Below are 19785 nucleotides of genomic sequence, written 5' to 3'. Positions count from 1 at the left end.
AAATGCACCTCGGCTCGTCGTCGCTCCATTCATGCCTCAGTGCCCGCTGCCGCTCAGCGCCTTGACGATGTCGTCGGCCATCTTCTTGGCATCGCCGAGCAGCATCATCGTCTGGTCCATATAGAAAACTTCGTTGTCGACGCCGGCATAGCCGACCCCGCCCATCGAACGCTTCACGAACAGCACGGTCTTCGCCTTTTCGACGTCGAGCACCGGCATGCCGTAGATCGGCGACGTCTTGTCGGTCTTCGCCGCCGGATTGGTCACGTCGTTGGCGCCGATGACAAACGCGACGTCGCACTGCGCGAACTCGCCGTTGATGTCCTCGAGCTCGAACACCTCGTCATAGGGCACGTTCGCCTCGGCGAGCAGCACGTTCATATGGCCGGGCATACGCCCCGCGACCGGGTGAATCGCATATTTGACGTTCACGCCCTCTTTTTTGAGCACATCGGCCATCTCGCGCAGCGCGTGCTGCGCCTGCGCGACCGCCATGCCGTAACCGGGGACGATGATGACATTCTCGGCCTGGCTCATCAGGAAAGCGGCGTCGTCGGCGCTGCCCGGCTTCCACGGGCGCTGTTCCTTCGATCCGCCATCGCCTGCCGCGGCGTCGGCGCCGAAGCCGCCCGCGACCACGCTGATGAAGCTGCGGTTCATCGCGCGGCACATGATGTAGGAGAGGATCGCACCCGACGAGCCGACGAGCGCGCCGGTGATGATCATCGCCGTGTTACCGAGCGTAAAGCCCATTGCCGCAGCCGCCCAGCCCGAATAGCTGTTGAGCATCGACACAACGACGGGCATGTCGGCGCCGCCGATCGGGATGATCAGCAGGAAGCCGATCAGGAAGCTGAGGCCGGTGATCGTCCAGAACACCCACGGCGACTGGTCCTGCGTAAACCAGGCGGTCAGCGCAACGATCGCGGCGAGCGTGCCGAGATTGATGACATGCCGCCCGGGCAGCATGATCGGCGAGCCCGACATATTGCCGTTGAGCTTGAGAAAGGCGATGACCGACCCCGAGAAGGTGATCGCACCGATCGCGATGCCAAGCCCCATTTCGACGCGGCTGACGACATGGATCTGCCCCGCGGCATCGGCGATGCCGAAGGCGACGGGGTTGAGATAGGCGGCGGCGGCCACCGCGACCGCGGCGAGGCCGACAAGGCTGTGGAACGCCGCGACAAGCTGCGGCATCGCGGTCATCGCGATCTTGCGCGCCATCACGATACCGATCACGGCGCCGATACCGATCGCGACGAGGATCTCGACGAGCGAGATGGTGTCGAGCACGCCATCGGCGCCCATCGGCGCATGTGTGAGCATGGTGGTGACGACCGCGATTCCCATGCCGATCATGCCGAAGCGGTTGCCGCTCTGCGCCGTCGCTGGCGACGACAGCCCGCGCAGCGCGAGGATGAAGAGGATGCCCGACACCAGATAGGCGATCGCCGCGTACGGATTTACCGCGCCATGGCCGCCGGTCGCAGCGGAGAGAATGGCCTGAATGTCCATCTCAGCGCTCCTTCTTCTTGTACATCGCGAGCATGCGCGACGTGACGGCGAAGCCGCCGAAGATATTGATGCTCGCCATCACCACGGCGGCGAGGCCCAGCCATTTCGAGGTCGCCGAACCCGCGGCGGCGCTGGCGATCAGTGCACCGACGATGATCACCGACGAAATGGCGTTGGTGACGCTCATCAGCGGCGTGTGCAGCGCCGGGGTCACCGACCAGACGACGAAATAGCCGGCAAAGCAGGCCAGTACGAAAATCGAAAAAATGGCGATGAAGTCCATAAGTCTGCTCCGAAAGATCAGGGCCGCAGCCCGGAAGGGTCGGCCTTGCTTCGGGCCGCCTGCTCCGCCCGCTGCACGCGATGATGGAAATCCTCGATGGATATGCGGCCATCGTCGCAGCGCGGTGCGCGGGGTGCGACCCGGTCCCGGCCAACGAGCCAGATGCCGAGAACGAACAGGCCGATGAAACCGATACCGGCAAGAATCGCGTTCATGCCAGAAGCCGCTCGTTGACGACCTTGCCGCCCTGCGTCAGGCGGACGGCATTGCCGATTTCCTCATCGAGCACGGGCTTGCCGGCTTCCTTGTCCCAGAAGGCGGAGAGGAAGTTGAACAGGTTGCGGCTGAACAGCGCGCTCGTATCGGCGGGCATCAGCGCCGCGATATTCTTCGCGCCGATCACGGTGACGCCGTGGATCTTCTTCGCCTCGCCCGAGACCGATCCTTCGACATTGCCGCCGCTTTCAGCGGCCATGTCGACGATCACGCTGCCGCTGCGCATCGTTGCAAGCTGCGCGTCGCTGATGAGCCGCGGCGCACGGCGCCCTGGGATCAGCGCGGTGGTGATCACGATGTCCTGCTTGGCGATATGCGACGACACGAGTTCGGCCTGCGCCGCCTTGTATTCGTCGGACATCTCGGTGGCATAGCCGCCCGCGCCCTCGCCCTCGATCCCCGCGACGCTCTCGACGAAGATCGGCTTGGCGCCGAGCGACATGATCTGTTCCTTGGTCGCGGCACGCACGTCGGTCGCGCTGACCTGTGCGCCGAGGCGGCGCGCGGTCGCGATCGCCTGAAGCCCGGCGACGCCGACGCCCATGATGAACGCCTTCGCCGCGCTGACCGTACCCGCAGCGGTCATCATCATCGGAAAGGCGCGGCCATAGGCGTTCGCCGCCATCAGCACCGCCTTGTAACCCGCGAGGTTCGCCTGGCTCGACAAAATGTCCATCGACTGCGCGCGCGTGATGCGCGGCATGAATTCCATCGCCAGCGCCTCGATCCCGAGCTTCGCATAGCCGTCGACGCGCGCGCGCTCACCGAACGGATTGAGCCCGGCGGCGAGCCAGGCGCCATCGGCGAAGCCCGACAGCCCCTTGGGATCGGGCCCCTGCACGCCGAGGATGATGTTCGCACCCTTCAACGTGTCGGCACGGCTGCCGACCGATGCGCCCGCCGCGCTATAGTCGGCATCGGCGATCGAGGCCTGGTCGCCCGCCCCCGATTCAACGGCAACTTCGGCGCCCAGCCCGATGAATTTCTTCACGGTTTCGGGGGTCGCGGCGACGCGGGTCTCGCCGCCGGCGAGCTCCTTCAGGACGGCGATACGCATCCTCAATTCCTTTCGCAGAACGGGCGCGACCGGATGAAACCTGGTTCGCGCTTCCTGTCTGCAGCCGCCCGTTGTGGCTCCAAGCTGGCCATAAACCCCATCCCCTGACCTAACCGCGCATCACAATTCCAGGCGCGATGCGATGCCCATACTCGATTTTTATTGAGTTTTGTATAAATTTTTGCTGTGGTCATGAAAAGGCACGGTAAGGAGAGCGGAAGATGACCATGGAACGACTGGATGGGACGACAGCGTCGATCGAACAGGTCATCGCGGTGCTCGACCGCGACGGCGGGGTCATCATCGAGAACTTCCTGACGTCTGCGCAATTGGCGGGCATGCGCGACGACCTGCTTCCGCTGATCGAGCAGCAGTCGACCGGGCGAGATGCCTTTTTTGGCCAGAATACGCGCCGGCTTTCCGCGCTGTTCGCAAAGACGCGCTACAGCGCCGATGTCGTCACCCATCCCCTTTACCTTCCGGCCGCGAGGCATTTCGTGTGCGTGCCGCAGCATCGCTGGTCGGGCGACAGCTATATGGAGGTGACCTGCGATCTTCAGGTCGGCGTCAGCCAGGCGATCCAGATCGGCCCCGGCGAAGGCGGGCAAGCGCTGCACCGCGACGACGGAGCCTTCTTCTGGAGCCGCAATTTCGGCCGCGAGGCGCGCTTGCAGGTCATGATCGCGCTCACCGACTTCACCGCGGAGAATGGCGGCACCATGGTGGTTCCGGGAAGCCATCATTGGGACGATGAGCGCAAACCTCTCGCCGAGGAGGCGATTCCCACCGAGATGAAGGCCGGTTCGGCGCTCCTTTTCCTGGGCGGCGTCTATCATGGCGGCGGGACCAATCGAACCGGGAGCGAGTGGCGTACCGGTGTGACCTTCGCGCTCGACGCCTCTTTCGTACGACAGGAAGAGAATCATTATCTTGCGCTGACGCCGGACCTCGTCGCGAGCTATCCCGAAGAAGTCCAGCGCCTGCTCGGCTGGTCGATGTCCGGCCGCGCGCTGGGCTGGATCGAGGTCGACGGCGTGCTCGCGGACCCCAATTTCCTGCTCAAGCCCCTGGAAGAAAGTGCCACCATCGGCGCCTAGAGCGTTCGGCGAAGTCGGCGCCGCGCGCGCTTTCGGACCGGCGGCCCATGGCCGCCGGTCCTGCATCGCCCCCGATGCCCCGCGGCCGGATCAGTCGATCGTCGCTCCGCCGTCGACGATAATCGTCTCGCCATGAATGAAGCCCGCATCCTCGGAAGCGAGGAAAGCGGTCAACGCCCCGATGTCCGAGGGCAGGCCGATACGGCCGATCGGGATCTTGTTGTTCACATAAGCCTGGCCGGCCTCGTTGCCCCAGATATATTGGGTCATGTCGGTCTTGATGAGGCCGGGCGCGATCCCGCAGACGCGAATATTCTTGCGGCCCCATTCCAGCGCGAGCACCTTGGTCAGGCCGACGAGGCCATGCTTGGAAGCGACATAGGAGCTGGCTTCGTCGATGGCCTTGAACCCGGCGACCGAGGCGACATTGATGACGACACCGCCCTTGCCCTCCGAGAGAAAATGCCGCGCCGCCTGCTGGGCGAGGCGAAAGGGAACCTCGAGATTGACGTGGATCACCCGCCGCCAATCCTCGAGCGCATGGTCGAGCGCGGGACCGTCGGAATCGATTCCCGCATTGTTCACGAGGACATCGATGCCGCCGAATATCGCGGCCGCCCGGTCGACAAGGCCGTTCACCGCGTCCTCGTCGGTCAGCGGCGCGCCGAGGCTGGCGACCTTCGCACCGGTTGCCGAAGCGAGCTCCGCCGCGGCGGCGTCGGCGGCGGTCTGGTCGCGGCCCGTCAGAATGAGCGACGCACCGAGCGCCGCCATCTTTTCAGCCATGCCGAACCCGATGCCGCGCGTACTGCCCGTGATCAATATCTTCTTACCCTCAAGCTGACTCATTCCGCTCCCTTTCGTGTAGGCGTCCGCTGCCTGTCCCGGCGCGGTGCGATGGAGATTGCCGGCAACCAGCATCCTGGAATCGATCGGAGCCCGTCCTCTGATCTGCGGACGCGGGCATCTATTTTTTCTCGCGCGCCTTGCCGCGTAACGCCAACCGCACGATCGAGAACAGCACGGAGGGTTTCATCAACGAGCGAAGCGCAGCCACGACATCCTTGCCGTCGAGCTTCGCCGTGGCATCGTAGACGCCGACACGGCACATCACGACGGGCTCGCCGTCGCGGACGACGATTTCGGTAACCGCAAGATCGAGTTTCAGGGATGGGGCGCTGATCTTCATGGCCGTCAATCGATCGGCTTGAGCAGATATTGCCTGACGCGCTCGGCATCCGGATCGACATAGTCGGGGCCAAGGATCTGCCCGATCGCGAGCAAGCCGGCGAGGCTCCCGGACATCAGTCCTTCGCCGTTGAAGCCGACGCAGGCCGTCACATTGGGCATGGTGTCAAGCGTCCGGATAACCGGCGCGAAATTCTCGGTCATGTCGATCGGACCCGCCCATGCCGCCTCGATCTTCACGCCGTCGAGTTGCGGCCAGCGCCGCACCATTTCGTCGTAGAGCCGCTGGAATTCCACCGTCTTGGTGTCGGCATCATGGTCGACAGTCGAAGGGGTGAAGAAGCCGGTCGTCAGCTCGCCGCCACCGATCAGCAGATGGCCCTTGTAGACCCGCGAATAATAGAAGACGAACCCCGAGTCCTCGACGAACTTGTAGGTTCCGAAGCCGAGCGATGCGAGACGCGCCTCGTCGAGCGCCTCGGTCGCGATCACATAGGTGTGGCGCGGGTTGACGAGATCGGCAGCCTTCGGAAGGTGATGGGTGTAGGCGTTGGTCGCGAGCACCGCCTTGCGCGCGGTGATCGTCGCGCCATCGGAGGTGCGAAGGACCACTGCGTCACCCGGGTCCGAGAAGTCGGTCACACGGGTTCCCTCATGGACGGCGACGCCCATGTCGCGGAGTTGCCGGCCGAAGCCGCGCGCCAGCTTGAAGGGCTGCACCGCGCGCCAAGCCGTCCGGACGATCCCGCCGAGCGGCCGGTAGGGAAGCGCCATTTCCTTCTCGAGCGCCGCCGTGTCGAGCAGCAGATGCGGCGTGCCGCGGGCCTTCAGGACTTCGGACTCGCGCTGCATCGCTTCCCATGCCGGCTCGTCGAGCGCCTGCATCATCAATTGCTCGTCGCGATACTCGCAATCGATACCGCCCTCGGCGATGCGTCGCTCGAGTTCCTCGCGCTTGCCGAGATACCATTGGACCGCAAACCGATCCTCTACGGGATCGGGCAGATCGAGGATCCCGGCGCGCAGTTCGCGGACGCCCGGCGCCACGGCTCCGAAGTTACGCCCGCTTGGGCCAAAACCGATATATTCCGATTCGAAAACCGCGACCGAGAGATCGGGGCGCGCCTTCTTCACATAATAGGCGCACGACATGCCGGCGAATCCGCCGCCGATCACGGCCAGATCGACGTCGACATCCTGCTGGCCGAGACGATTCTCCGGCTCGACGGATTCGGCGCACCAGAAGCTGGTTCTCCAAGGAAATTTGCCGCTCTCTTCCGCCATTGCCATCATCTCCCGAGAAGAAACCCCCGCCCTGCCGGGACTTGGCCCCGACAGAGGGCGTCGCGGTCGGAACGAGCAAGCAGACTCGTCGTCGCCATAGCGCCGACCTGGACCGTGAAAACTTTAGTCGTTATTTATCGAGAATCAAGACTATTGTCGCGGGTCAAGATTGGCGAGCCGGCATCACCGCGCCAGCCCCTTCCCGGCCGCGCGCGTGCAGCCGCAGCGCCCGGCCATCGAGGGTCGCGATCCGGAGACTTCTCCTCTCTTCTTCCCGCGGAGACGCCGTACGCCGCCCACCGGGCAGCGCCCGATCGATCGGTCATATGGGAAAATCGGGTCGGCAAATGCGCCGTGCTTCGCCGTCCCCGGCACGGACCTTCGCTGCCGGTCCGGCCGCATGGACCAGGCAGCCAGGTCTCTCAGAGATCGAGAAAGTCGGCGAGTTCTTCGTAATTATGCTGCCAGAGGCTTCCGCCGACCGGATCGCGCTGGTGAAAGGAACGGAACCCGAGCGCCTGCTGAAGCCGCTGCGGCATTGTTCGCGCGAGTTCGAGCGGGACCGTGAAAGGATAGGCTTCTTCGGGAACGAGGAAGCCCGCGTTGAACGCGGTCGCGATGACGCGCCGCCGGACATTCTGCGAGCGATTGGCACCGCCGCCGTGGAGCAGCTTGCCCGAGTAAAAGAAGATCGAGCCTGCTTTCAGCTCGGCCGGAACCGTCATGCCGTCGTCATATTCGCGCTCGGCGTCCCACTCATGGCTTCCGGGTATGACGCGCGTCGCCCCGCACGCCTCGTCGGTATCGACGAGTGCCAGCAGAGTGTTGCAGGTCACTTCCGGGGCCGAGGGGCCGGAATTGCGAAAAACGGGATAGTTGCCGACATCGCGGTGGAGCATCTGCGCCTTCTCGCCCGGCATGATCTCGATCGCCTGAGTCGCCTGCACCCAGAAGCTGTCGCTCACCCCTTTGAACATGGCGGCCATATAGTCGTGGAGTTCGGGCCGCGAGAGAAAGCGTTCGCGATAGGTCTTGCTCAACACGACGACATTGGTGAGCCGCTTCGTCAAGGCGCCCCAGAACTCCTTCATGAGTTCGTCGCCGCCCTGCGATCCGGTGTGATAATCGTAGAGATAGGGATCGAGTTCGTCGTTGACCTGCCTGACCTCGTCACGCGACAGCACGCCCTCGAGGACAATGCCGCCATCGCGCCGGATAATTTCCATCACGTCGCCGACCGGCGTCCCGAAGGGTGCCGTGACAAAATCGGATTTCTTCGTAGCGGACGCGGCAGCATTCATTCGGACTCTCCCTTCAGCCAAGCAAGCGCAGTGGCCATCGCCCGGGACGGCCGCCTTTCGAGGGCGCACCCCTGATCACCCGGGCAATTCTTCCATGTGGCCGACGACGACCCAATAACCGATTTTAGTCGAAAATATGCCCACATCCTCATTCGAGTCAACCGAATTCTGGCAATTGAAGGCGCAAAAGAATCGATATATATTCGCAAACTTGGATCGCGGGCAGAGGACGGGTCGGCGGGCAGGCAAATATCGCCCGGCGACCCGGGCAAAAAGGGGGAGCGCGAATGACTGGACCAGCGTCCGAGGAAAATGGCGCTTCGCCAAGACCGGCGCAGACGGCGACGAGCATCATTCTCGGTTCGCTCGCGATCCTGATTTTCGGCATCCAGCCTCTTCTCTATGCGGCTTTCGTCGGCGAGGGCCTGATCGAACCGGATCGCCTCGGCCTGCTGTCGGCCGCCGAGGTCATCGCCATTGCGATCGGGAGCAGCCTTGCCATTCCCGCCCTCAAGCACGCCTCGGTCAGGGCGATCGCCGGGCTGGCGATACTGCTGGTTGCGGCCGCCAATTATTTCCAGACGCTGCATGGAAGCGCGGATATGCTTTTTGTCTTCCGGATGGTCGCCGGCCTTGGCAGCGGCTTTCTCGTCGGCATCGCCGGCATGGCGATCGCGGCGACGAGCCGGGTCGGACAGTGGGCGGCCGCCTATCTTCTCGCGCAGGCGACGAGCCAGTTTCTCCATTTGCAATGGTTCGCTCTCTTCTGGCCGGCGCCGACGAGCAAAGAGCTTCTGCTCTCGCTCGCGATTGCCAGCGCCGCGATGCTCGCCGGACTTCCCTTCCTGCCGCGCCGCCTCGGCGCGGGCCCGGCGCCCGCGACCGAAATGGGAACAGACCAAGGGACCGGGAGACCCGATGCCATGGGCATTCGCTGGCTCGCGGTGATGTTCCTGTTCGTCGGCGGCGTGCTGACGATCTGGGCCTATGCCGGCGTCTGGCTCGAAAGCGAGAATGTGAGCGCCCCGGCGGCTGCGACCATCCTCTCGTCGAGCCTCGCCGGTCAGGCGGTGGGAGCGTTCGCGGCATGCCTGATCCCGAGCAGCAGGCACGACCGCCTGAGATTGACGGGCACGACGCTGCTCCTCCTGCTCTCGGCCGGAGCGTGGTTCGCATGGCCGGGGTCCGCCATCGCTGCCGCCGGGTTCGGGATATGGTGGCTGTCGTCGGTGCCGGTTCTCTCGAGCATCCTGAGCGACGCCGATCCGCGTCGTGCCGCCCTGCCCTTTGCCCCGGCCGCGCAGCTCGCGGGCATTGCGATCATCCCCACAATCGCGGGCTTTCTCTTCGCGGCGCGCGATGTCGAGCTGGTGCTCGTTTCGGGATGCGCTGCAATCGCTTCCGGCCTGCTGCTCGGCTTCGCGCGGCGGCCGCAATGGATCATCGCGTGGCTGAAAGAGAGGCGTCGCGGCGCAGGCGCGGATCGATAGCGGCGGGCGAGGCAGCCCGCAGCGGCCTCGGGCGAGGTCTGATCGGGCAATCGGCCGCGGCCGGAAATTTGCCGCTATCGCCCGATCGCACCGAAGATAATCGATTTTAATTGAGTATTGACAGAGCGACTGATACGCACGCCGGGTAATCGGTCGGACCGGAGGCCCGGCGACGGCCTCCCTCGGTCGGGGGCATCACCACCTCGGGGACACCGACCCGCTCGCAGGAGACGATGAATGGGCACTATCTCGAAGATCGAAAAGCTTCCGCGCCAGCCTGGAAAGCCATCGGGCGTTGCGACCGCCTTTGCATTCCTGACCGCCGATCATCAGGTCGGCATGCGCGCGGGCATTTCCGAGATCGCTCCGGGCGAAGTGGATTTCGAGCTCCCTTTCAATGAAGGCATTTTCGTGATCGACGGCGAACTCGAGATCGACGGCGACGGCAAGACGCACGTCATTTCCCCCGGCGAGTTCCTGTGGATGCCCGAAGGCCGCAAGATCGTCTATCGTGCGAAGGTGCCGACCCGCTTCCTTTACATGATCCCGACACATGGCTGAATCGCGGGCGACACATCAGGAGGCGATGACCGCCCGCTTCGTCGTTACCGGAACCGATACCGATGTGGGCAAGACGGTTTTCGCCGCCGCGCTCGCCGGCGCACTGGGTGCTACATATTGGAAACCGGTACAGACGGGCCTCGCCGACGGTGCCGATACCGACACCGTCCGGCCGCTCGGCGTCGAACGGCGCCTGCCCGAAGTCTATCGGCTCACACCCCCGCTGTCTCCCCACCGCGCGGCCGAACTCGACGGCGTCGAGATCGATCCGGCGCGTCTCGTGGTTCCGCCCGTTGACGGTCCGATGGTGATCGAAGGCGCGGGCGGGGCCCTTGTCCCGCTCACACGCTCACTCACCATGGCCGACCTGTTCGCAAGCTGGGCCCTGCCCGTGATCCTTGTTGCCAGAACCGGCCTCGGAACGATCAACCACAGCCTGCTCTCGATCGAGGCGCTGCGGGCGCGGAAGATATCGATCGCCGGCATCGCTTTCGTCGGGGACACCAATCCGGACAGCGAAACGACAATTGCCACCATGGGCAATGTTCGTTCGCTCGGCCGGCTTCCCCTGCTCGATCCCCTCAATGCCGAGACACTGGCCCTCGCATTCGGCCGCAATTTCCGGATTGGGGATTTCGCCGCGGACTGAAGCGTTCGGCAAGGCCCTCATGATCCGGAGCCCCGGTTCCGGCCCCGCGCCGAAAAGGCAGCCGGCTGCCGCTTGCGACCAGGGCCGCTCGCTGCCCTCTGCGGGAAACAGGAACACCCATCGCTGCGCGATGGAAGATATACAAAACCGGCGCCGCTCCGCGGAACGACGCCGCGTTGTCCGCAAATCTTGCCCGGGTCAGGACGCCTTCGCTGACAGCAACTGCATGAGCACGGGATGGGGTTCGAGAGACCCCATGCGTCCCTTGAGCGCCTCAAAGGCGAGGTCGGTTGCCGCCAGTGTCTCGTCTATCACGGCGTCGTCATGCGCATATGAGATGAACTGGTTGTGATAAGGGTGGATGTAGCTGCCGCGCTTCAGGCATTCGACGGTCCATGCATAGCCGACACGAAAATCGGGGTCGTCGTCGAACAGCATCTGCGGCATCACCGATGGCCCCGTCTGACGCAGCGAAAAGCCGTGCGCGGCAGCCTGGGCCTCAAGCCCCGCCCGCAGCCGATCGCCCGATGCGCGCGTCCGCTCGAGATAGTCGGTGGTCCTGATCTGCTTCAGCGTTTCGATGGCGGCTGCCATCGGCGTCGCCGAAAACCAGAAGGAGCCCGTCACGAATATTTCCTTCGCAGCGTTGCGCGCCTTGTCGGAGCCCAGAAGCGCCGAAATCGGATAGCCGTTCGCGATGCATTTTCCGAAGCAGGCGAGATCGGGCAGGACGCCGAGCGGCTCCCAGCTGCACCCGCGCGCAAGCCGGAAGCCGGCCCGGACATCGTCGACGATGAGGAGCGCATCATTTTCGTCGCAGAGACGGCGCGCGGTCTGCGCATATTCGAGGCTGGGCTCGTAATTGTCGACGAAGACCTCGTGACGGATCGGCGTGGCGAACACGCCGGCGATCTGGCCCTCATACTGGCGAAAGGCATCTTCGAGGCTCTGGGGGTCATTGTAACTATAATAGACGATCGCCGCGCGATCCTCAGGAATGATCCCGGCCGGGCGCGGCGTGCACCAAGGCGCCGCCCCATGATATGTACCCGTCGCATAGAGGATGATCTTGCGACCACGATGCGCGCGCGACAGCGTCATCGCCATTGTCGTCGCGTCGGTGCCGTTCTTGCAGAACATTGCCCAGTCGGCATGCTGCACCTGCGCAACGAACGCTTCGGCGAGATCGATCATGATTTCGCTCGGGCCGGTCATCGTATCGCCCAGCTCCTGCTGCCGGCGCGCAGCTTCTTCGATCGGCGCATAGCCATGCCCGAAGAGATTGGGGCCATAGGCGCACACATAGTCGATGTAGCTGTTGCCGTCGGCGTCCCAGAGCCGCGCGCCCTCGGCCCGGTGAAAGAATTGGGGGAATTCCTCGGGGAGAAGCCGGGTCGATTCATGACCATACATTCCGTTCGGAATGACCTTCTCGGCGCGCTCCTTGAGCTCCCTCGCCCGCTTGTCCGACCACATATGACGTCTCCCGATTTTTTCGATATAAATCGATAATTGCTCACGGATGGACGGGAGTCAACAACCGATCGGCGCATGGCCGGACGGAGAATCATCGCACGCGATGCATATTCATACTCGCCGGAAACTCGGAGAATCGGCACGGTCATGAGCCGTGAACGCGGCCGCACCGGGACTGCGCCGAGCGCGCTGCAACAGGCCAGCCGGCGTCATTCGCATGGCGCGCGCGCTTCCCGCTCCCGGCAAAATGATATTTTTATCGGGAAAACTAGCGCGCGGGCGCGGCGCACCCATGACGACGACGCACCCGCGCGAATGCCGGCAACATGCGCGATCGGCGAAGCAGATCGCCTGGCCTTTCGGAGCATGGCACCACATGCTCCGAAAGGGCCCGGCAGAATATCAGCGACCGAAAGGCTGACCGGTTTCCGCGAGATTTGCCTTGGTCCAGTTCGACCGGTCGATGACATAGGCACGGATCGCTTCGGCGTCGGCGGGCGTCATCACTTTCGCGAAACTGACCATGCCGCGGTCCTTGAGCGCACCGTCGATGATCACGGACTTCCAGGCATCGGCATTGGCAAGCGTGCCCGAGACGCGGAGGTCGGGGGTGAAGCCGTTACCGATCGCGCTGTCGCCGTGACACACCAGGCAATAGCGGGCGAAATGCACCTTGCCGGCGGCGACCTGTGCCGGGGTGCCGAATTGCGGCGGCGGATTCCAGGCAAGCGCGGTCGCAGCCGGCAGAGGGGGCAATTTCATCGTGCCGCCGATCTTGAGCACGACGAGGCGGGGAATGTTCGGGATTTTTCGCGTCACGCCGCCGGCGACCCCGGCGGCAAGCGGGAAGACACCCCCTTTGCTCGTCATGAACGCGACATATTGCACCCCGCCGACCCGGAATGTCGAGGGAGCATCGATGATTCCCGACTGCATGTCGAGGTCGAGGAGCTGCTTGCCCGTATCCGCGGCATAGGCGCGGAAGCGGCCGGTGCTCGTTCCCTGAAAGACGAGATTGCCCGCGGTCGTCATCGTACCGCCGTTCCACGCGGCGGGATAATCGACGCCCCACGCGACCTTGCCGGTGCGCGGATCGAAGGCGACGAGGCGGCCGGTGGTCGCGGCGACCGCCGCCTTGAACGCCGCCTTGTCGTCGGGGAGGACACCCCCGGTCATCGAGCTTCCTGTATTGAATCCGAGAAGCTGGCGCCGGTCGAGCTCGTTCATGTCCTCAAGATAACCCTGCGGGACTTGCTGCGCGGGAATATAGACAAGGCCGGTCTTCGGGTTGAAGCTCATCGGATGCCAGTTGTGCGCGCCCATCGCTCCCGGGATCGCGATGAAAGGCTTGCCGGTCTTGTAGAAACGCGCCTCGGGGTTCTCGATCGGGCGGCCGGTGGCGAGGTCGTAGCCCGTGGCCCAGTTGATCCCGTCGACGAAGGGTTTGGCATCGATCAGCTTGCCGTTCATGCGGTCGATGGTGAAGAAAAAGCCGTTCTTGGGCGCGTGGTACAGCACCTTCGTCGGCTTGCCGTTGACCGTCTGCTCGGCGAGGATGATCGGCTGCGTGGCGGTATAGTCCCAGGTTTCGGCGGGTGTTTCCTGATAGTGCCACTTATACTTGCCGGTCGAGGCGTCGAGCGCGACGACCGACGAGAGGAACCAGTTGTCGCCCTCGCCGTTCGAGCGCGTGCCATGGTTCCACGGGTTGCCGTTGCCGACCCCGAGGTAAATCTGGTCGAGATCCTTGTCGTAGACGATCGCGTCCCACACGGTGCCGCCGCCGCCCGAGGTCTGCCACTCGCCCTTGTCGGACCAGGTCGCGTTGGCTTTAGCCGCAAAAATCTCATCCGACGCGGCGCCGTCCTTTGCCTTGGTCGGGTTCGGCGCGGTGTAGAAGCGCCAGCGTTCCTTACCGGTATCGGCGTCATAGGCGGTGACATAGCCGCGCACCCCGAACTCGGCGCCGCCATTGCCGATCAGCACCATGTCCTTCACGACGCGCGGGGCGCCGGTGATCGTATAGGGCTTCGACGCATCGACAGTCTGCGTCGACCAGATTTCCTTGCCCGACTTTTTGTCGAGCGCGATCAGGCGCCCGTCGAACGCGCCGACGAAAAGCTTGTCGCCCCAGACGGCAACACCGCGGTTGACGACGTCGCAGCACCCCTTGACCGCATGCTCGCCGGAAACCTTGGGATCGAACGACCAGAGCTGCTTGCCCGTCGCCGCGTCCCACGCATCGACCTTCGACCAGGCGTGGCTGACATACATCACCCCATCGACCACCACGGGAGTCGCTTCCTGCCCGCGTGCGTCCTCGAGATCGGCAAACCAGGCGATACCGAGCTCACCCACATTCTTGTCGTTGATGTCGGCGAGCGGACTGAAGCGCTGCTCATCATAGCCATAACCGATGCCGGCCCAATTATCGCCGTTGCCGCCCGTCCTGAGCAAAGCCTCGCTGGCCTTTTCAGCCGCGTCGAGCGATCCGCCCGTGGTGCCGCCATCTTTTGACGCGTCGCAGGAAGCCAGCGCCAGCGCCGCGCAGCCCAGAAGCGCCATCGAACCGAATCTCTCGCTCATCATCTTCTCCCATCTGATCGTGCCGCCGCCCTGTTTCCGGCGGCCGGCCTCTCGGGCAACGGACCACATTGACGGATAAACATCCGCTTATTTCTGAAAGCCATCATATTGTCGGCCCATGGCAGGCGAAGGTTATACCACCCATAATCCCTGCATATCCTCAGACAAATGGATTCGCGTCGCGCAACGCGTCAACCAGCCACGAAGCAATATTTCGCTAGGCAAGCAAGAGAAAACTGATAATAATCGGTTATAGCTTTGACGGGAGGGCAATTGTGGATCTGCGGGACATTCTGATCGCCAGCGGCATGTTGGCGCTGGTCGCGACGGGCCTTGGCCTCGGTTACCGGTTTTGGCGTCAGGGCAATATTTTACTCGGCGCCGAATGGGCGATTCTCGGCTTTTCGGCGCTCAATTTCGCGCTCTGGGTCACGTTCGGCTTCCAGCTTTCCTTCGAAATTTCGATGGTCTGCGACGCCTTTTCGCGCAGCATCGGCATTCCCGTCGTTGCAACGCTGGGCCTTGCCAAGCTCACGCACGGTTTCGACGTTTCAAAGACGACAAAATGGCTCCTGCTGGTGGGAGGTTTCCCGCTTGCCTATGCTCTCCTCGCCTATCCGCCGATACAGCCCATTCTCCCCTATGCATTCTTTGCCTGCGGCATCGTCGCGAACATTTTCCTCGTCTATTTCGCAGTCCGGCTGGCGCGCGTGGGAGAGCAGGCTCACGCCTTCGGCATCATGCTGGTGAATGTCAGCTTCGTGATCATGGCATTGCTCGAGGGAATCATCGCCATTCCAGGCGAGGAAACCAACCTGATCCTGAACTTCTTCTTTCTCGCCGGCTGGGTCTGGGCGCTTGGATTCGCGGAGATATATTTCGCCTACCAGGCGCTCGCGCGTCATCTGACGCGCCCTGCTTCCGCAGCCGAGCCGTCTCCAATGGCTGCCTCGGGCCAATAAGCCATCCGGGACATTGATCGGTACCGGCTACGGGGCAAGCCACCGGGACGGCGTTCGGTTGCATCGACGCGCTCGAGCACAGCCCGGCGGTGCGGGGTCGCCACCCCAGGACCGTGGCGACGGCCCTGTTCGAAGCGGCGAAAGGAACGATACCGGGAAAAAGGTCCACGACGCACAGGTCATTCAGACCGCCTCGCCCGGGGGGCGGAGCGTCTGATCATTCCGTTCGGGCGTCCGCATATCGACACCGGCCGTCAGCGACCGGCGGACACGAAGCGAGCCGGCTACGAGAAAGGCGATGAGCGCCGCCGCCGACAGCGCGACACCCGAAGCGAGCGTCATCGCCGGCAGACCGGCGGCGGCAATGATCGGTCCGGCCGCCATCCCCGCGGCGACGCCGCCGACCCCGGCGGCGGCGGGACCGGCCACGAAGAGACGGTTTGTCGCATCGACCTCACGAAGCAGGCCCCAATAGGCCGACTGGGCGAAACCCCAGCCGAATGCGAAAAGGAAATTGGACAGGGCGAAGGCAAGGAAGCCGGGCACGCCGAGCGCGATGAAGGCGCCGATTACGATCGTCGTTCCGATCGCAATCATCGCCGCGAGGCGGACGCGACCCGCGAGCCAGCCGACGATTCCGGCGCTCGCTGCGCTCGCAACCGCGCAAAGACTGATCGTGAGACCGATGCGCTCGCCCGGGATACCGTGGGCGACACCGATCCGCTCGACGAAAATCCAGTAACCGAGAATCCCCGCGACGAAGACTCCCTTGGCAAAGAGCATGGCATAGGCGGGGATGGCGGCGCGCGACAGCAGCGGCACTCCGTCGACCGTCGCCGATACCTGCCGAACCGGGCCTGCGCCCCGCGGCAACAACCGACAGAGAGGAAGCGCGGCGGCAACCGCAATCGCGACCGAAACAAAAGCGCCGGGCGCCCCGAAGCGTGGGATGATGGCGAACGACAGGGCAAGCGTGCTTGCCGCCGCCAGCGAGCTTTGCGCCACGACCGAGATCGCGAATGCGCGCGGGGGATTTTCGGCTTCACCGAGGCAACCGAAGGCGGGAGGCGAGAGAAGGCCGAGAAACAGTCCGGCGGCACCGAATATGAGAAGCGCGGAATCGAGCGTCGTTGCCACGGCGCCGAGGGCGAAGGCGGCCGCCGCGCCGACGAGGGCCAGAGCGCAAATGAGACGCCAATTTGTGCGGCGGACCCAAAAAGGACCGGAAATGGAGCCGAGCGTCAGGGCTGCAATCACGACCGCTCCGAGATACCCGAGTTCCGCGTCGTCAAGCCCGAGCCGGACAGCGAGCACTCCGAAGAGCAGGGGCTGCACGTTGACGAGCAGCTGGTTGACGCCGGTCAGGAGCGACGCCGCGACGACGGCCGTTCCGGAAGAGGCGCCGGTCTGTATTTGGTTCAACGATGCCTCCAGCGGTTAGTTTCAGGCCAGCCATCCATTCCGTTCGCCGGCTCGGCACGCGCCGCGCGGCGAGTTGGCAACCGGCGCAAGGCGGTTAGAAGGCGATCGCCGCCGCTTCCTCGACGGTAAGAACGGCGTCGCGCATAGCCAGATATTCGGGCAGATAGGTTCGCATGTGGCCCAGGCGTGCGCGGCGGGCGAAAACCTCTTCATCGCCGGGCAAGTGCCCGAACCGATGGTCGTAGAGGGCCCAGATGGCGTCGTTCATGATGATCGTTTCGGTGACACGATCGACCAGTCCCGGCACCTTCGGCAGGATGAAAAAGCGGTTGAGCTCGACGATCGCGCCGCGCGCCAAAAGGCGGTTGGTGTCGATGTCGCGCGTACGGATCGCCCAGGTCGCGGCGGCGCCGAGAAGGATTTTTCGGGCCGCGACATTGTCGTTGAAGAAGCGGCGCGAAAGAGCGTAGCGAAATTCCACGAGCGACTGCCAATCGTCGAACCGCTTCCCCTCGATGCTCTCGAGCCCGCCCAGGAACATCTCGAAATAGCGCTCGGCGAGCGCCATGAACACATGATTGCCGTCGGGAAAGAAGTGATAGATCGACGGCGGCGGCATATCCGCCTCCTCGGCGATCGTGTAGATGCTCACCTCGTGCGGGTCGCGCGCCTGCAAAATTCGTTCCGCGGCATCGAGAATGGCTTCGAACCGCTCGCGGCTGCGCTGCTGTCGCGGACGGCGGATGGTCGCCTCGCGCGGTTCGATGAGTTCGCCGGTGGTCGATCGACCATGTTCGCGCATCGCGGGCCCGGCCAGGATCGGCGCCTTGCCTGACGGGACAGGTTGCGATGGCTCCGGCCGATCCCGCACATCTGAGTGCCGGCGATCCACCATTACAGCTCGCCTAGAAATTTGGTTCGTACCGAGGCGGGAATTTCCTGCGACTTCTCGGTTTCAAGATCGACATGCACATAGGCGAGCGTGACCGAGGCGGACGCTTCCGCGGCCCCCTTGATGCGAAACTCGATCTCGAAAATGACGCTCGACCGGCCGACACGCTCGACACGCAGCCAGCCTTCGACCTCGTCGTCGAACCGGAGCGCGCGCTTGTACTTCACGGTGGCTTGCACGACCTGCATCTCGAACGACTGCGGGCCAGACACGGGAACGTCGACCCTGCGCATGAACTCGGTCAGCACATTGTCGGCATATTCAAGGTAGCGCGAATTGAAGACGACCATCTGGCCGTCGATTTCGGCGAACCTCACCCGAAAGCTCGTATAGTGGCGAAATTCCGTCGTCATGCACAATCCTCCTGCTCCCCGGCGCCGCTACGAACCGAATGGCCGCCTCAGCATAATATGAATATTTATCGAGAATCAAGCCACTGACGACCGAGGCGGCCATCAGGACCGGCGCGGGACAGTTCCGTCCCGAAGAAACCGTGAAATTTGGATAATCCACCCCGCAATCGAGATGCCATCGCGCCGCATGACCAAGAGCGGATCGCGACACGTCGCGCCATTTCACGATTATTATCTGGCTATTCCATATAGATGTGCCAATGCTATTGCCGCTCGATCGCAAGCTGGCTTTCCTCATGGCACGTCCGGTCTTGTCCGGCGCCGCGAAGATCTCCCGCGAGCGGAAAGCAGACCTTGCGGTCCATCGGGGGCAAAAGGCTCCGGGGCCGGCGCGCAACGCCCGACGGCGCAGGCCGCATGGCCGGGCAAGAAGAGAACAACGGCTCCGAGGTTGCCCCGTTTTTGAGACTCATCTAGACCCGAAAGCGGGTTGGCAGGACAGGGATTTTGGGATGGCGAGTATCAAGGCGACCGAAAAGCCGGCAGCGGCCCGCAAACGCGGCGCGAGCCCGCGCGCGCCCTCGCGCGGGCGCGGCGTCCGCCGCTATGCCGCGCTGCTCGATGCCACCGCCGAACTCCTTCGCGAAGAAGCGCCCGACGCGATCGGCCTCTACCAGATTGCCGAGCGGGCCGACGTTCCGCCCGCCTCGGTCTATCATTTCTTCCCGACAAAGGAGGCGGCCTATGTCGCGCTCGCGTCGCGTTGCAGCGAGGAACTGCTGGATGTTCACCGGACTCCGATCGAGGCCCGGCTGATCGAAACCTGGCAGGATCTTTACCGCATCGACGCGCGCCGCGCGATGGAGTTCTACAACAGCAATCCGCCCTATCTGAAGATCATCTACGGCGGCTACGGGGGCGTTGACGCCCATAATGTGGATAAGGTTCTCGCCCTTTCCTTTTCAACCTCGAGCTACGACCGGCTCAATCGCATCTTCCACATGCCGGTCATTCGCGAGCCCGAAAAGAAGTTCGAGATACGCCTCGGGATTCTCGACAGCGTCTGGCAGATCTCGGTCCGCCGTCACGGAACCATCACCGAAGAATATTTCGAGGAGTCGACGAAGGCCGCGATCGCCTATGCCCGTCTCTATATTCCCGATCATCTCGAACCGCGCGAATTTCTTCTCGATGCCGCCCGCAATGGCGGGACAATCGAATTACCGTATGACGGCGACGACGAAGACGCTTCCCCGGATGACGAGGGCGATTGATCGCCTGCGGCTCTGGCCCGCAACATGACTCACGGCATTCGCTGACGCGCGGCGCG

At 63.7% G+C, this 19785-nt stretch carries 19 protein-coding genes; 6 read left to right on the top strand and 13 right to left on the bottom strand.

The window, feature by feature from the left end; translation table 11 throughout:
- Positions 1-36 precede the first annotated feature (36 nt).
- The 4 genes from VFG17_RS19795 to VFG17_RS19780 are packed head-to-tail and all read right to left on the bottom strand — an operon-like array spanning position 37 to position 3134.
- Entirely contained in the window at positions 37-1518 is a 1482-nt protein-coding gene (locus VFG17_RS19795; RefSeq protein WP_325031085.1) for an NAD(P)(+) transhydrogenase (Re/Si-specific) subunit beta, read from the bottom strand.
- A 1-nt stretch (position 1519) separates the two neighbouring features.
- Positions 1520-1801, bottom strand: coding sequence for a proton-translocating transhydrogenase family protein (locus VFG17_RS19790; protein WP_325031084.1), 282 nt, complete (start codon positions 1799-1801; stop codon positions 1520-1522).
- A 17-nt stretch (positions 1802-1818) separates the two neighbouring features.
- Entirely contained in the window at positions 1819-2016 is a 198-nt protein-coding gene (locus tag VFG17_RS19785) for a hypothetical protein (protein ID WP_325031083.1), read from the bottom strand.
- Entirely contained in the window at positions 2013-3134 is a 1122-nt protein-coding gene (locus tag VFG17_RS19780; RefSeq protein WP_325031082.1) for an NAD(P) transhydrogenase subunit alpha, read from the bottom strand. The genes VFG17_RS19785 and VFG17_RS19780 overlap by 4 nt, the downstream gene beginning before the upstream one ends.
- A 221-nt stretch (positions 3135-3355) precedes the next feature.
- Here VFG17_RS19780 and VFG17_RS19775 point away from each other — a divergent pair, with 221 nt between their 5' ends.
- On the top strand, positions 3356-4231 hold the full coding sequence (locus VFG17_RS19775) for a phytanoyl-CoA dioxygenase family protein (RefSeq protein ID WP_325031081.1): 876 nt from the start codon (positions 3356-3358) through the stop codon (positions 4229-4231).
- A 90-nt stretch (positions 4232-4321) separates the two neighbouring features.
- Here VFG17_RS19775 and VFG17_RS19770 read toward each other — a convergent pair whose 3' ends face one another.
- From VFG17_RS19770 to VFG17_RS19755, 4 genes are all read right to left on the bottom strand, one after another.
- Positions 4322-5080, bottom strand: coding sequence for an SDR family oxidoreductase (locus VFG17_RS19770; RefSeq protein WP_325031080.1), 759 nt, complete (start codon positions 5078-5080; stop codon positions 4322-4324).
- 118 nt (positions 5081-5198) lie between these two features.
- Positions 5199-5420, bottom strand: coding sequence for a hypothetical protein (locus VFG17_RS19765; protein ID WP_325031079.1), 222 nt, complete (start codon positions 5418-5420; stop codon positions 5199-5201).
- Between the two features lie 5 nt (positions 5421-5425).
- Entirely contained in the window at positions 5426-6703 is a 1278-nt protein-coding gene (locus VFG17_RS19760; RefSeq protein WP_325031078.1) for an FAD-dependent oxidoreductase, read from the bottom strand.
- Between the two features lie 422 nt (positions 6704-7125).
- Positions 7126-8004, bottom strand: coding sequence for a phytanoyl-CoA dioxygenase family protein (locus VFG17_RS19755; protein WP_325031077.1), 879 nt, complete (start codon positions 8002-8004; stop codon positions 7126-7128).
- Between the two features lie 287 nt (positions 8005-8291).
- Between VFG17_RS19755 and VFG17_RS19750 the strand changes: the two genes are divergently transcribed.
- From VFG17_RS19750 to bioD, 3 genes are all read left to right on the top strand, one after another.
- On the top strand, positions 8292-9494 hold the full coding sequence (locus VFG17_RS19750) for a hypothetical protein (RefSeq protein WP_325031076.1): 1203 nt from the start codon (positions 8292-8294) through the stop codon (positions 9492-9494).
- A gap of 237 nt (positions 9495-9731) precedes the next feature.
- A complete protein-coding gene (locus VFG17_RS19745; RefSeq protein WP_325031075.1) occupies positions 9732-10055 on the top strand; it encodes a cupin domain-containing protein in 324 nt (107 codons plus the stop codon).
- Positions 10056-10080: 25 nt separating this feature from the next.
- Complete coding sequence (gene bioD / locus VFG17_RS19740; RefSeq protein ID WP_325031074.1) at positions 10081-10704, top strand: dethiobiotin synthase; 624 nt, start codon at positions 10081-10083, stop codon at positions 10702-10704.
- A gap of 198 nt (positions 10705-10902) precedes the next feature.
- On the opposite strand, the gene VFG17_RS19735 is transcribed toward bioD, so the two are convergent.
- Entirely contained in the window at positions 10903-12180 is a 1278-nt protein-coding gene (locus VFG17_RS19735; RefSeq protein ID WP_325031073.1) for an aminotransferase class III-fold pyridoxal phosphate-dependent enzyme, read from the bottom strand.
- A 402-nt stretch (positions 12181-12582) separates the two neighbouring features.
- Positions 12583-14769, bottom strand: coding sequence for a PQQ-dependent dehydrogenase, methanol/ethanol family (locus tag VFG17_RS19730; protein ID WP_414712974.1), 2187 nt, complete (start codon positions 14767-14769; stop codon positions 12583-12585).
- A 272-nt stretch (positions 14770-15041) separates the two neighbouring features.
- Between VFG17_RS19730 and VFG17_RS19725 the strand changes: the two genes are divergently transcribed.
- Positions 15042-15728, top strand: coding sequence for a hypothetical protein (locus VFG17_RS19725; protein WP_325031071.1), 687 nt, complete (start codon positions 15042-15044; stop codon positions 15726-15728).
- Positions 15729-15911: 183 nt separating this feature from the next.
- Here VFG17_RS19725 and VFG17_RS19720 read toward each other — a convergent pair whose 3' ends face one another.
- The 3 genes from VFG17_RS19720 to VFG17_RS19710 all read right to left on the bottom strand — a co-directional run bounded on the left by VFG17_RS19720 (position 15912) and on the right by VFG17_RS19710 (position 18455).
- Positions 15912-17150 carry a hypothetical protein gene (locus VFG17_RS19720; RefSeq protein WP_325031070.1) on the bottom strand — a complete coding sequence of 413 codons (1239 nt, stop codon included), beginning with the start codon at positions 17148-17150 and terminating at the stop codon, positions 15912-15914.
- 94 nt (positions 17151-17244) lie between these two features.
- Positions 17245-17952, bottom strand: coding sequence for a TetR/AcrR family transcriptional regulator (locus VFG17_RS19715; protein WP_325031069.1), 708 nt, complete (start codon positions 17950-17952; stop codon positions 17245-17247).
- 92 nt (positions 17953-18044) lie between these two features.
- The gene (locus VFG17_RS19710) at positions 18045-18455 is read right to left on the bottom strand and encodes a thioesterase family protein (RefSeq protein ID WP_325031068.1); all 411 of its coding nucleotides are present in this window, start codon (positions 18453-18455) and stop codon (positions 18045-18047) included.
- Positions 18456-18715: 260 nt separating this feature from the next.
- Between VFG17_RS19710 and VFG17_RS19705 the strand changes: the two genes are divergently transcribed.
- Positions 18716-19729: a TetR/AcrR family transcriptional regulator gene (locus VFG17_RS19705; RefSeq protein WP_325031067.1), complete on the top strand. Its 1014-nt coding sequence runs from the start codon at positions 18716-18718 to the stop codon at positions 19727-19729.
- The last annotated feature ends 56 nt before the right edge of the window (positions 19730-19785 follow it).

Source organism: Sphingopyxis sp. (assembly GCF_035686825.1).
In the GTDB taxonomy this organism is placed as follows: Bacteria; Pseudomonadota; Alphaproteobacteria; order Sphingomonadales; family Sphingomonadaceae; genus Sphingopyxis.
This window is presented reverse-complemented; position numbering and strand designations above follow the sequence as displayed.